We start from the raw sequence: 13,059 nt of genomic DNA on the forward strand, positions 1-13,059 counted from the left end.
GATTGGGGGTTAAAGAAATCGAACTGCTGGCCGATCTTTGCACTGTCTATAATCTGCTATCGGCTTGCTGGCATTGGTTTTATAGATCCTTTATGACTTTGGGGTAGTTTTATTGAAAGCTAACGAAATTGTTCATGCTCGCATAGATGCCCTGACGGGAGGGCTCGGTAGTGCGATCCGTAAAACGGACGGGGCGCAGTTTGCTCTGATGCTGAGCATGATCTCGGAGTCTAAGCACCTTGTTTCTCATTTAGAGGCCGCTTCTCAGGATTCCCTGCCTTCTGAACAGGTCGAGAGTCGTGATGAGTTATATACCTCTGAGGTGGTTGGGCGTTTGAACAATGCCCTGCGCAAAGGAAACATGGGGGATTTACAGTTGTTGATCAGCTGGTTGGATACGGTCCCCCTGGAGGGGCGCCAAAGGCCTGTCCAAAGGGGGGCTGAAATTGGAGAAGGGAATGTGCCTTTGAGTCAGGCGGCAGTGTTGGCCGGGCGTTACAGTATGCTGGAAGAGATCAAGGACTCTCGGCTTCGTGTTGCGGCCTGAATGGTGAAAGGTCAGCCAATCTTAAAGTAAAGTTCCTCCGCTGGTTTTTTAAGTCTTCCAGATGATATTTTTTTCACCTTCGCTATCAATCGCGATCCATTCATCAGGCTCATCTCCGTCATTCCAGCCGGATGCAATGCAACGAGTTTCCTTGGAAAAATACTGATAGGCTTCGCGAGCGCAATCAATATCCTGTGCCCAAGGGCTGGCGTCTGACTCAAAAAGTATGCTGCTGAATGCTTTGGATGCATTTTCTACAACCATGACGGGAATTTGCTGATCGCTGTGGGTGATAAGGTAGTGCTTAACTTTTCGGCTTTGTTTTAGGTTTTCAATAGAGTCGAATCGCTGTTTTAACCAAGTCTCTATTTGCTCTATAGGGACGGATTTTAGATAGATTTCGATATCCGGGTGGTTACTTTGGGGGCTGGTTTTAGTCATCATTGATAAACTTAAAAATCCTGAGAATGCTGAGGCAGATATAGCCGACGGCTGCTAGTATACCGCCTGCTGCGCTAAACAGTAGCCCAATTAGTGCGCTTATTTCCTGAAGAAGAGAGCTGTTCAGAAAATGCTCTGAATAGAAGATAAGGCCGATGCCTAAAAAAAACAGGCTGGCGCCAGACAGCAGTATATTCAGGTTCTGACGTTCCTTTCCTGCCTGCTCAAGAAGGAACTGTCTAAGGCTTCTTCCTGGCTTGTTGGTGTTTTGATTGGTGGTTTTCTGGTTTGATCTTTTTGCTGATGAAGTGTTTTTCTCTGCAGGGGGGCTTTTGTGCTCCTGGTTATTCCTGTTTTCAGGTGTCTGGTTGCTGGTTTTCTTCTGATTGCTCATGGGTGAGGGCTGAATACAGAAAGTTGAATATCGATACTTAGCTCTAGATGTTCGAGGTGGTCTAGCTTTTCCCGCGCTTCGGCTGGCGCGCGCCACTGGTGAGGTGTCATTGCCAGCAGCTCTTTGATGCTGTGATTGTTGCAAAGGTTGAAGTGGTGTCGGACCGTTGTTTTCTCTGCTAGGTCAAAGTATTCAGAAAGCTTGCGGGTCGGGTCAAAGCTGTTGCGGATGACCTCAGTGTAGATAAGTTCTCGCAGTTCTATCAGGTGATCCGGTCCTGTGCTGGCTACAACCAGCGCCCCTTTGGGTTTTAGCAGGCGGTGAAACTCGCCGGGAGACAAGGGAGTGAACAGGCAAGTCATCAGATCCAGGCAGTTGTTGGGGAGAGGGGTGTCGGCTCCTGAGGCAACAATCCAGGAAATCTGTTTGCTGCGTTGACTGGCAAGGCGCACGGCATCTTTCGATATGTCCAGTCCGATGATATCGGTTTCCGGTCTGGTTGTGCTGTTATCAGTGAGGGCTCTGGATAGCTTCTCGGTGTAGTAACCTTCCCCGCAGCCGCAGTCGAGAATATGCAGTTGATCGTCCTGGTCCGAGTCTGTCTTCTCGGTAGCAGATAACGCTAGCTTGTTTATTTCGTCGGCGATTGGTTGGTAGTGGCCGAGGTCAAGAAAGCTTCGGCGCCCCTGCACCATCTGCAAGCTGTCTCCTGGGGCGCGAGATCGTTTTTTCTGTGCCGGAAGCAGGTGATAATAACCCTGTCTTGCTCTGTCAAAGCAATGGTTGTTGGTGCAGCTGAGGCTGTTTCCATCGGGTCTGAGCACCGTGCGGCATAGTGGGCAGCGTAATAGCGTCGAGGCTTTCATATTTGGTCAGAGTCGTCTTTTAAGTGAGTAGTCGAGCCATAATGTTTTCGTAGAGCTCTGACAGTATATCCAGATCTTTTGCTTTGACGTGCTCGTTTACTTTGTGAATGGTGGCGTTGCAGGGGCCCAGTTCAACAACCTGGGCTCCAGTTGGAGCGATAAACCGTCCATCAGAGGTGCCGCCGGCGGTTGAAAGCTCGGTTTCCTTCCCGGTAATTACTTTAATACTCTCCTGGCAGGCGGTTACCAAAGCGCCTTCGCTGGTCAGGAAGGGGCTGCCGTTGAGTATCCATGTGAGTGCAAAATCAAGGTCGTGAGCCTCAAGGATCTGCTGTGTTCGGGCTTTGATTTGCTCCGCTGAAATCTCAGTAGAAAAACGCAAGTTGAATTGAACTTTCAGGTCTCCCGGTACGACGTTGGTTGCACCGGTACCGGCATGAATGTTTGAGATCTGCAAGCTGGTGGGGGGAAAGAACTCGTTACCATCATCCCAGATTTCGGTTGATAGCGCTGCTAATGCGGGTGCTGCCAGGTGGATGGGGTTTTTTACCAGATGTGGGTAAGCAACGTGTCCCTGAACTCCGTGAATCGTTAAGTCTCCGCTGATGGAGCCCCTGCGGCCATTTTTAATGGTATCCCCGGTAAGGCTGGTACTGGAAGGCTCGCCGACAATACACCAGTCGATTTTTTCATTACGGGCTTCCAATACGTCGATGACGCGAGTGGTGCCATTGATAAAGGGACCCTCTTCGTCTGAGGTAATCAGTAAGGCGATTGACCCCTGGTGGTCCGGATGGTTGGAGATAAACCTTTCAAGTGCTGTTATAAAGGCGGCAATACCGCCTTTCATGTCAGCGGCGCCACGACCGTAAAGATTGCCGTTCTCCAGTGTCGGCGTAAACGGGGGGTGTTGCCATTTGTCTTCAGGGCCGCTGGGGACTACATCTGTATGACCTGCAAAACAAAAGAGCGGTCCTTCTGTTCCGCGTCTAGCCCAGAAGTTGCTTACATCGGCAAAGGGCAGAAGTTCTATCTCAAAACCAAGAGATTTTAACCGTGCGATCATCAGATCCTGGCAGCCGGCATCTTCAGGTGTTACGGAGCGGCGAGCTATTAAATCCATTGCCAGTTGTAGAGTTGGAGAAGTATTTTGCATGAGTCTTCGTGCGTCCGTATGAGGGTGTGGGCGAGCCGGATATTTGGATACTGATCCATTGGGTCAGTGTGTGGGTTTTACATTAGCCCCAGATCGAGACCGATCATTATTAGTGTGGTCACCGGAAGTACTGCTGTCGACTTTTCCATTATTAAGGCTGGCAATGAAAAAGTCTTTTGGCGGGGAAAGGGTTAAATATTCCTAGCGCAGCAGGTTCGAAAGTTTAGGGTCTGGATCATCCGATTCACGGAAAATCAGCGCTATATTGCCAATCTCCTGGATTAATTCGGCCTGTACCTGCTCGCAAAGTTCACGGATAAGTGCTTTTTTTACTTTACGATCTCCGACGTTGAACTTAATCTTAATGAGTTCATGATCTTCGAGGGCGCGATCAACTTCGAGCTGAACTCCTTCTGAAAGTCCTTTGTCGGCGACTGTAACAAGAGGGTTTAAATTGTGGCCAATGGTTCGGTATTGCTTTTTTTGCGTGGCTGTTAAGCTCATAATAGAATAATCAACCTTTTGATGGGAACGGAACAGCCCGTTGCCTGTTACTTAAATACGGTATTCTACCTTAGGAGGCTGTCGGACTTAATACTGATCTGGTGTGGAAAGCCAATTTTGGTCATATTTTCGCCTTTTTGTTACTGATTAGCTGGCTATTCATTCTAAAAAGGCTAAATTTGCATCCCGTTTCCCTTTGTTTTTCAATGATTGGCTACGGTTGGCAGGCGCTTCCAATCTGTTTGGCAGGCTGGCATAAAGACATTTGGAGCGACTAGAGGCCGAGAAATTTTGCAACGACTAGAGACCGGGAAAATATAGTGGCACGATCAAAGAGCAGCGGAAGTTGGTTGAAGGAACATTTCGACGACCACTATGTCCAACGGGCGAAGGATGAGGGTTATCGTTCTAGAGCGAGTTTCAAACTACTGGAGCTTGATAAGAAAGATCGCCTTTTTCGGCCAGGTATGACTGTTATTGACTTGGGAGCGGCTCCTGGGGGTTGGTCTCAAGTAGCTGCGCAGCTTGTTGGCGATGATGGTAGAGTGATTGCGTCTGATATTCTTCCTATGGACGCTATAGCTGGAGTGACATTTGTACAGGGAGACTTTACAGAGGCTTCAGTGTATGAATCTATACTGGAAGCGGTAGATGGGCGTCCTGTTGATCTTGTAATTTCTGATATGGCCCCCAATATGAGTGGAATGGCGTCAATAGATCAGCCAAAGGCAATGTATTTAGTAGAGTTGGCGTTGGATTTGGCCAGGCAAGTACTGAAGCCAGAGGGGGTAATGCTGGCTAAGGTGTTTCAGGGGGAAGGGTTTGACGGCTTGCTGGCTGAGATGAAGGACAGTTTCAGCAAGGTTCAGTCTCGAAAGCCGGACTCCTCTCGTGCTCGGTCACGAGAAATTTATCAGCTCTGCCGTGGATTTAGATCTTAAATCCGGGTAGAAAAATAGGCGGGCGGTGCGATGGTGACTGATCACCAGTAAACCGTTACCGATGATGAGGTTGCAGAGGTACATCTCTTGAATGATATGGCAAAGAACCTGGTGCTTTGGCTGGTTATAGCCGCGGTATTGTTAACGGTGTTTAATAACTTTAATACCGAGGTGGACGCGAACAAGCTGAGTTATTCCCAATTTATTGAAAAAGTCAGGAGTGATCAGGTTACCAGTGTCCTGGTAGAAGGCTACACAATTAAAGGTGAGCTGCAGGGAGGAGAGCGTTTCGAAACCGTTCGTCCGGCATTGCAGGATCCTAAATTGGTTGATGATCTTTATAACCACAATGTGACCATTGAAGGAAAGCAGCCTGAGCAGCAAAGTATTTGGAGTCAGTTGCTTGTAGCCAGCTTCCCTATTCTGGTGATTATTGCGGTGTTTATGTTCTTTATGCGGCAAATGCAGGGAGGCGGAGGCGGTAAGGGCGGCCCGATGTCCTTCGGCAAGAGCAAGGCTCGATTGCTTAGCGAAGACCAGATTAAGACTACCTTTGCTGATGTTGCTGGTGTTGAGGAAGCAAAAGAAGAAGTTCAGGAGCTGGTCGAGTTTTTGAAGGACCCGGGTAAGTTTTTGCGCCTGGGTGGTCATATTCCCAAGGGGGTTCTGCTTTCCGGTTCTCCTGGTACCGGTAAAACTTTGCTTGCAAAAGCTATAGCCGGTGAGGCTAAGGTCCCCTTCTTCTCTATTTCTGGCTCAGACTTTGTTGAGATGTTTGTCGGGGTCGGTGCATCCCGAGTCAGAGATATGTTCGATCAGGCCAAGAAGCAGGCGCCTTGCATTATCTTTATTGACGAGATTGATGCCGTAGGTCGTCATCGTGGGGCTGGTATGGGCGGCGGAAACGATGAGCGGGAGCAGACGCTGAACCAGTTACTGGTTGAAATGGACGGGTTTGAAGGTAACGAAGGTATTATTGTTATCGCCGCAACCAACCGTCCGGATGTCCTCGATAAGGCATTGTTACGCCCAGGGCGTTTTGACCGCCAGGTTGTTGTTGGCTTACCTGATATTCGTGGCCGTGAGCAAATCGTAAAAGTGCACATGCGCAAGGTTCCTCTGGGAGATGATGTTAAGCCTGATGTTATTGCTCGGGGGACGCCAGGCTTTTCCGGTGCTGATCTGGCTAACCTGATCAATGAGGCTGCTCTTTTTGCTGCTCGGGAAAATAAACGAGTGGTCAGTATGGAGCAGTTTGAAAAAGCCAAAGACAAGGTGATGATGGGGGCCGAGAGGCGTTCGATGGTGATGTCTCATGCCGAGCGATTGAATACTGCCTATCACGAGTCGGGGCACGCAATTGTTGGTCGTCTGGTGCCTGATCATGATCCGGTCTATAAGGTTTCAATAATTCCCCGAGGTCGGGCACTCGGGGTAACGATGTTTCTACCTGAAGAGGATCGTTACAGCCACAGTAAGCAGGCGCTGCTTAGCCAGATCTGTAGTCTGTATGGTGGTCGAATTGCAGAAGAATTGACGTTGGGAAGCGATGGTGTAACGACAGGGGCTTCGAACGATATTCAGCGGGCTACCCAATTAGCCCGGAGTATGGTCACAAAATGGGGGCTTTCCGATGAATTGGGGCCTTTGCTTTATGATGATGAAGATGCTGACCCTTGGGGAAGAGGGGCTGGGGCTCCGAGTAAGGGAGTCTCTGGAGAGACCAGCAAAAAAATAGATGAAGAAGTTCGTGCAATCATTGATAGTTGTTATGCTCGGGCCAAAGCTATTCTGGAAGAAAACAGAGATATTCTGGAATCAATGACGCAGGCTTTGATGAAGTACGAAACCATCGACTCCAAACAGCTGGATGACTTGCTGGCGCGCAGAGAGGTCCGTGCACCTGATGGCTGGGGTGATGACGATGATAAAGATGGAGCTTCTAAGGCATCCTCTGATGATGGTATTGATCCAGACGTACCTGAAGCAAGCGATGATGAGTCTGATCGGGGGTATGATATTGATCCCAACGCAACAGACAAGCCGTTGCATTGAGATAGCTGAGTAATATTTTAAAAGGCCAACCGCTAATGGTTGGCCTTTTTTGTATCTGGGGTTGGGTGGGAAAGTCAACGTTTAGTCACATCCTTTTGTCTGCCTTTTTCGACTCGTGACTGTATGTTTATGATTTTCAGCAATGAAGTGCTTTCAAGGTGTATGCAGTGCGTAGCCGTTGTCAGGTCTAGGTTTAGGAAAACTCATGGCTAATGAAATGATGCAATGTGGAAATAGAGGGTTGGCTCTGAGCCGTCCTCAGGTAATGGGGATTCTGAATGTTACGCCGGACTCATTTTCCGACGGTGGGCAGCTCTTGAAAAATGGAGGGCTGGATAGACAGAACCTGCTTCAGAGAGCTGCTGAAATGGTTGCTGCTGGTGCATCTTTACTGGATATTGGCGGGGAGTCTACCAGACCGGGGGCGCAACAGGTCAGTATTCAGCAAGAATTGGATCGCGTTATCCCTGCGGTGGAGTTGATTTCTTCGGAGTTGGATGTGGTCATTTCCGTGGATACCAGCTCCGCAGAGGTGATTACGGCAGCAGCGAAGGCTGGCTGTGGCATGATTAATGATGTTCGTGCCTTGACTCGAGAGGGGGCGCTGAAGGCTGCCGCAGCCACAAAATTGCCGGTTTGCCTGATGCACATGCAGGGGCAGCCGAAGACAATGCAGGCTGCTCCTGAATATGTTGATGTGGTCAAGGATGTCTCCTCGTTTTTACAGGAGAGAGTAAGACATTGTCAGTCGGCTGGGATTGATCGGGCACAATTGCTACTGGATCCAGGGTTTGGCTTTGGGAAGACCCTTGAGCATAACCTTCAGTTATTAAACAGGTTGCCGCAGTTGGCAGAATTAGGCTTGCCTTTGCTGGTGGGTACTTCTCGCAAATCAATGATCGGTCAGGTGTTGACCAAACCTGTAGAGGAGCGCCTTTTTGGTAGTCTTGCCACTGCGGTGCTTGCTATTGCAAAGGGTGCTTGGATAATTAGAGTACATGATGTGGCCGCGACTCATGACGCGGTTGCCATGACTTCAGCTGTACTGAATGAGAGTGTCCATAGCTAAGGTTAGTGTTTGATGGATTGTCGGTATCACTTACTGGGTGGATGCAATTGAACAAAGGGAGAGCGGTGTGAGTAGAAAGTATTTTGGAACTGACGGTATTCGTGGTGAAGTGGGAAAGTATCCGGTAACTCCTGATTTCGTTTTAAAGCTTGGCTGGGCGGCTGGCAAGGTGTTTTCCCGAAAAGGACGAAGCAAAATACTGATTGGGAAGGACACGCGTATATCTGGCTACATGTTTGAAGCATCGTTGGAAGCTGGTTTGTCTGCTGCTGGTGTTGATTCACTAATGTTAGGCCCTATGCCAACCCCGGCAATAGCCTATTTGACTCGAACATTCCGAGCCGATGCGGGAATTGTAATCAGTGCTTCCCATAATCCCTATCAAGACAATGGTATTAAATTTTTCTCTGCCAATGGTACCAAGTTGCCAGATGAGATTGAGCTGGCGATAGAAGCTCAGATGGACGTGCCCATGAGTACTGTTGATTCAGCTGGTATTGGTAAGGTGCGACGGGTGGATGATGCGGCCGGGCGCTACATTGAATTCTGTAAGGGTACTGTGTCGCGTAATATGACGTTGAAAGGGCTGAAGATTGTTCTGGATTGTGCTCATGGGGCTACCTACCATATTGCTCCCAAGGTGTTTTCTGAGCTGGGAGCCGAGGTGATTTCAATCGGTGTTTCGCCTGATGGTATCAATATTAATGAGGGGCATGGTGCGACTGCGCCTGAAGCTCTACAGCGTGTTGTAACGGCTGAAAAGGCCGATTTAGGCATTGCCTTTGATGGTGATGGTGATCGGGTGATTATGGTTGATCATCAGGGGGAAGTGGTTGATGGAGATGAGCAGCTGTTGATTATTGCTCTGGCGATGAAAGAAGAGGGACTTATCAATGGGGGGTTGGTTGGGACGTTGATGAGTAACTTCGGAATGGAGTTGGCATTAAAGGAACATGGAATACCCTTTGTTCGGGCGAAAGTGGGCGATCGCTATGTACTTGAAGAACTCGTTAAAAATGACTGGTTGATAGGTGGTGAAGCTTCTGGCCATATTATTTGCGGTAACCTGAACAGTACCGGGGATGGAATAGTCGCAGCGCTTCAGGTGTTGAGAGTTATGATCACCCAGGAAAAGACGCTTGCCGAACTTAAAGGTCAGATGAGTAAGTTTCCTCAGACCATCGTTAATGTGCGCTTGGTTGAAAAAGGGGATCCAACATTGCTGCCGAAGGTGCAAGAGGCTGTTCGTTCTGTTGAGGCGCGTCTAAAGGGTAAGGGACGTGTTCTGTTGAGGCCGTCCGGTACTGAGCCGGTTGTTCGGGTTATGGTTGAGGGAGAGGATGTTCATCTGGTTGACTCACTGGCGCAAGAGTTAGCAGGGGTTGTTGAGCAATCAGTCAGATAGGGAATTTATTTGGGAGCGGAGCTTGTAAGTTAGTGGTAACTTGTTTAAAATTCCGCTCCGCTTGAGGGATGGGAGAAGTCCGTGCGTAAGGCTTTAGTTGCTGGTAACTGGAAAATGAATGGCTCAAAGGAACAGGCTGAAGCGCTTGTTAAAGAGCTGATCGAAGGTTTTTCTTCTGGCTCCTGTTCTTTAGGTAAGCAAGCGGATGTGGCAATATGTCCTCCTGCTGTTTATCTGGATCGAGTATCTGGGTTGGTCGCAGGTAGTGATATAAAGTTAGGTGCTCAAAATTGCAGTGAATATTGCAGTGGGGCCTACACTGGTGAACTGTCGGCAGAGATGCTGGTGGACTTAGCGTGTCAGTATGTTATTCTCGGCCACTCTGAGCGTCGGGCGCTGTTTTCAGAGACGGATCAACAGGTTGCCAAAAAATTTGAAACCGCGAAAGCGAGCGGCTTAGTTCCTGTTCTTTGTGTTGGTGAAACACTGGACGAGCGGGAATCAGGTAAGACACTTGATGTTGTCTCCGCCCAGATTAATGCCGTAATCGATCATCTGGGTCAATCAGCATTCGATCGCGCGGTCATTGCTTACGAGCCGGTTTGGGCTATTGGTACAGGAAAAACAGCCAGCCCGGAACAGGCTCAGGAAGTACATAAAGAGATCCGATCTCAGGTCGCCGCTTCTAACCAAGTGGTTGCTGAAAAATTGCAGATTTTGTACGGTGGTAGTATGAATGCCAAAAACGCCCAGTCACTGATGGCAATGGCGGATATTGATGGTGGCCTGGTTGGTGGTGCATCATTGAAGGCAGAGGATTTTTTGACGATTTGCCAGGCGGCTAGTCGTTAGTTAGTAAAAGTTTGGTAAGGGCGAAAGAAGTCAGTCATGGAAACAACAGAAACATTAGTGCTTATTGCACACGTTATTCTGGCAGTTGCTCTGGTTTCACTGGTGCTGCTGCAGCAGGGTAAAGGTGCCGAGGCAGGAGCTTCCTTCGGGGGCGGTTCTTCCCAGACAGTTTTTGGCAGCCAGGGTAGTGGTAGCTTTCTTGGTCGTGTCACTGCATTTATTGCAACTGGGATTTTTTTGACCAGTTTTACATTGGCTGTTTTTGCAAAGCAAAAGGCAGACTCCATAGGCGATCAGGGTATACCTACAGCGGTTGTTGAAGAGTCCAAAGCTGTAGAGGTTCCTGATTTGGAAGAAATTTCAAAGCCAGCTGTTGACGGTGATGTACCTCCGGCTCAATAAAGATTGAAATGGTTCGGCACTCATCCTCAGGTGTTGACCGAGAATATTAAAACTCAGCCCTATTTTAATATAGGCAGTTGTTGAAGATTTGCAGATGTGGCGGAATTGGTAGACGCGCTACCTTGAGGGGGTAGTGTCCTATGGACGTGGGAGTTCGAGTCTCCCCATCTGCACCATACCTACCGGCTGTTTCTCTTGATAAGAAGTAGTCAAGGACCTATAATTCGGATCCGAATCTGAGGCTAGACCCGAGATTTAATACCGGATTTTGAGAGAGGCCCCTTTTTAGGGGCTTTTTGTTAGGTGGATGTTTTGTGTAATGCATTACAGCAGGCAGCACTTGCCTGTATGGATTGCGCTTGTACTCGAATAAATTGAGAGTGCAGGTGGATAGAAATGGGTCTTAGACCCATTTTTTGTTTGTAGCGAGAGGTAGCTGTGGCAACCAAATTAGAACAACTCGAATCATTAATAGCCCCGGTGGTATCCGGGTTGGGATTTGAGCTTTGGGGGATTGAGTATCTCTCACAAGGGCGCCACACGGTGCTGAGGGTTTTCATCGAGTCTGAAAATGGTATTCAGATTGATGATTGTGCAGAGGTCAGTCGACAGCTGAGTGGGGTATTTGATGTTGAAGATCCCATATCAGGTGAGTACAACCTGGAAGTTTCCTCTCCCGGAATGGACCGACCGTTGTTTACCCTGGAGCAGTACCTTCAGTACATCGGCCATAAGGTTCAGATTAAACTGCGTGTTCCCTTTGATGGGCGCCGTAAGTTTTCCGGATTGCTTAAAGGCGTAGAAGAAGACGAAGTTGTGGTCGAAGTCGATAGCCATGAATATCTGTTGCCGATCGATTCGATCGACAAAGCGAATATTGTTCCCCAGTTCTGAACAACGGGCCTGGTTGAAAGGTGAGGCAGTGGAATGAATAAAGAGATTCTCCTGGTAGTAGAAGCGGTATCCAATGAAAGGGACGTTCCTAAGGAAGTCATCTTTGAAGCGATCGAATTGGCCTTGGCTACCGCCACCAAAAAACGCTACGAAGAGGATGCGGATATTCGCGTAGTTATTGATCGGGCCACGGGAGGGTACGATACCTTCCGTCGCTGGGCCGTTGTGGCTGATGATCAGTTAGCTTTGTTGGGTACCGAGCTGACCTTAGAAGAGGCGTATGAGAAAGATCCTTCGCTTGTGGCTGGTGATATTTATGAAGAGGCCGTCGAATCTATCGCTTTCGGCCGTATAGCTGCGCAGACGGCTAAGCAGGTCATCGTACAGAAGGTTCGTGAAGCCGAGCGCGCTAAAGTGGTTGAGGAATACCTGGACCGTGTGGGTGAACTGGTTGGTGGTCCCGTTAAAAAGGTCACTCGTGATAATGTCATCGTTGATCTGGGTAACAATGCCGAAGCTTTGTTGGGCCGCGATCAATTGATTGGCCGTGAAACGTTCCGCATGGGTGACCGCGTTCGAGCTATTTTGAAGGAAGTTCGCAGTGAAGTACGTGGACCTCAGCTGTTTCTGAGTCGAAGCTGTCCCGAAATGTTGATTGAGTTGTTCAAGATCGAAGTTCCGGAAATCTCTGAAGAAGTTATTGAGATTCGTTCTGCTGCTCGTGATCCCGGCTCTCGTGCAAAAATAGCAGTCAAGACCAATGATGGGCGTATCGATCCTGTTGGTGCCTGCGTCGGGATGCGTGGATCACGTGTTCAGGCAGTTTCCGGTGAACTGGATAATGAGCGGGTGGACATCATTCTTTGGGATGACAACCCTGCTCAGTTGGTCATCAATGCAATGGCGCCCGCTGAAGTGGCTTCCATTGTTGTCGATGAAGAATCCCATTCCATGGATGTGGCTGTAGAAGAAGACAATCTGGCAATGGCTATCGGCCGCAATGGTCAGAATGTTCGTTTGGCAAGTGAATTGACGGGTTGGACCCTGAACGTCATGACCGAAGCGGATGCTGCCAGTAAGCAAGAACAAGAGGTTACGAGTGTCGCTGACGAGTTTATCAGGCACCTGGACCTTGATGAAGAGTTTGCCATGTTACTGGTACAGGAAGGATTCAGCTCCGTTGAGGAAGTGGCCTATGTACCGATGGAGGAAATGCTCGCGATAGAAGGTCTCGATGAAGAGATCGTCAATGAGTTGCGTACCCGAGCGAAAGATGCGCTTCTTAATATAGCTATCGCCTCTGAAGAGCAGCTGGAGCAAGCCGAGCCTGCAGAAGATCTGTTGACGATGGAAGGAATGGATCGTCATCTGGCTTTTGTGCTGGCCAGCAAGAATATCGTCACTATGGAAGATCTGGCGGAACAATCCATCGATGATTTGATGGAAATTGATGATATGGATGAAGAGAAAGCGGGTCAGCTTATCATGACCGCTCGAGCTCCCTGGTTCGAAGAGTAATCACGGGGACGGATA

Annotated in this window: 14 protein-coding genes, 1 tRNA gene and 1 pseudogene; 10 read left to right on the forward strand and 6 right to left on the reverse strand. The window is 48.9% G+C overall.

Annotation, left to right across the window (positions count from 1 at the left end):
* Positions 1-112 precede the first annotated feature (112 nt).
* A complete protein-coding gene (locus BGP75_RS03870; RefSeq protein ID WP_076715346.1) occupies positions 113-547 on the forward strand; it encodes a hypothetical protein in 435 nt (144 codons plus the stop codon).
* A gap of 48 nt (positions 548-595) precedes the next feature.
* Here BGP75_RS03870 and BGP75_RS03875 read toward each other — a convergent pair whose 3' ends face one another.
* The 6 genes and pseudogenes from BGP75_RS03875 to BGP75_RS03895 all read right to left on the reverse strand — a co-directional run bounded on the left by BGP75_RS03875 (position 596) and on the right by BGP75_RS03895 (position 3,908).
* A complete protein-coding gene (locus tag BGP75_RS03875) occupies positions 596-991 on the reverse strand; it encodes a hypothetical protein (RefSeq protein ID WP_083704605.1) in 396 nt (131 codons plus the stop codon).
* Positions 981-1,382 (reverse strand): hypothetical protein, encoded by a 402-nt coding sequence (locus BGP75_RS27355; protein WP_233152834.1) that lies wholly within the window; start codon positions 1,380-1,382, stop codon positions 981-983. Before BGP75_RS27355 ends, BGP75_RS03875 begins: the two co-directional genes overlap by 11 nt.
* Positions 1,379-2,077: a methyltransferase domain-containing protein gene (locus BGP75_RS03885; RefSeq protein ID WP_158070060.1), complete on the reverse strand. Its 699-nt coding sequence runs from the start codon at positions 2,075-2,077 to the stop codon at positions 1,379-1,381. Before BGP75_RS03885 ends, BGP75_RS27355 begins: the two co-directional genes overlap by 4 nt.
* Positions 2,078-2,110: 33 nt before the next feature.
* Positions 2,111-2,248, reverse strand: a pseudogene (locus BGP75_RS27715) (putative RNA methyltransferase); the annotation flags it as partial.
* Between the two features lie 19 nt (positions 2,249-2,267).
* Positions 2,268-3,404, reverse strand: coding sequence for a succinyl-diaminopimelate desuccinylase (dapE, locus tag BGP75_RS03890; RefSeq protein ID WP_076715352.1), 1,137 nt, complete (start codon positions 3,402-3,404; stop codon positions 2,268-2,270).
* Between the two features lie 201 nt (positions 3,405-3,605).
* Entirely contained in the window at positions 3,606-3,908 is a 303-nt protein-coding gene (locus BGP75_RS03895; RefSeq protein WP_076715355.1) for a YhbY family RNA-binding protein, read from the reverse strand.
* A gap of 320 nt (positions 3,909-4,228) precedes the next feature.
* Between BGP75_RS03895 and rlmE the strand changes: the two genes are divergently transcribed.
* From rlmE to nusA, 9 genes are all read left to right on the forward strand, one after another.
* The gene (gene rlmE, locus BGP75_RS03900; RefSeq protein WP_076715358.1) at positions 4,229-4,849 is read left to right on the forward strand and encodes a 23S rRNA (uridine(2552)-2'-O)-methyltransferase RlmE; all 621 of its coding nucleotides are present in this window, start codon (positions 4,229-4,231) and stop codon (positions 4,847-4,849) included.
* 96 nt (positions 4,850-4,945) lie between these two features.
* Positions 4,946-6,904 carry an ATP-dependent zinc metalloprotease FtsH gene (gene ftsH, locus BGP75_RS03905; protein ID WP_076715737.1) on the forward strand — a complete coding sequence of 653 codons (1,959 nt, stop codon included), beginning with the start codon at positions 4,946-4,948 and terminating at the stop codon, positions 6,902-6,904.
* Positions 6,905-7,109: 205 nt separating this feature from the next.
* The gene (gene folP / locus BGP75_RS03910; RefSeq protein ID WP_076715361.1) at positions 7,110-7,973 is read left to right on the forward strand and encodes a dihydropteroate synthase; all 864 of its coding nucleotides are present in this window, start codon (positions 7,110-7,112) and stop codon (positions 7,971-7,973) included.
* Positions 7,974-8,040: 67 nt separating this feature from the next.
* Entirely contained in the window at positions 8,041-9,378 is a 1,338-nt protein-coding gene (glmM, locus tag BGP75_RS03915; RefSeq protein WP_076715364.1) for a phosphoglucosamine mutase, read from the forward strand.
* A gap of 81 nt (positions 9,379-9,459) precedes the next feature.
* On the forward strand, positions 9,460-10,230 hold the full coding sequence (gene tpiA, locus BGP75_RS03920; protein WP_076715367.1) for a triose-phosphate isomerase: 771 nt from the start codon (positions 9,460-9,462) through the stop codon (positions 10,228-10,230).
* 36 nt (positions 10,231-10,266) lie between these two features.
* Positions 10,267-10,632 (forward strand): preprotein translocase subunit SecG, encoded by a 366-nt coding sequence (gene secG / locus BGP75_RS03925; RefSeq protein ID WP_076715370.1) that lies wholly within the window; start codon positions 10,267-10,269, stop codon positions 10,630-10,632.
* Positions 10,633-10,722: 90 nt separating this feature from the next.
* Positions 10,723-10,808 (forward strand) — tRNA-Leu (locus tag BGP75_RS03930).
* A 262-nt stretch (positions 10,809-11,070) separates the two neighbouring features.
* Positions 11,071-11,526, forward strand: a complete 456-nt coding sequence (rimP, locus tag BGP75_RS03935; protein WP_076715373.1) for a ribosome maturation factor RimP — start codon at positions 11,071-11,073, stop codon at positions 11,524-11,526.
* Between the two features lie 33 nt (positions 11,527-11,559).
* Entirely contained in the window at positions 11,560-13,044 is a 1,485-nt protein-coding gene (nusA, locus tag BGP75_RS03940; protein ID WP_076715376.1) for a transcription termination factor NusA, read from the forward strand.
* Positions 13,045-13,059 lie beyond the last annotated feature (15 nt).

The organism is Motiliproteus sp. MSK22-1 (genome assembly GCF_001968815.1).
In the GTDB taxonomy this organism is placed as follows: Bacteria; Pseudomonadota; Gammaproteobacteria; order Pseudomonadales; family Balneatricaceae; genus Motiliproteus.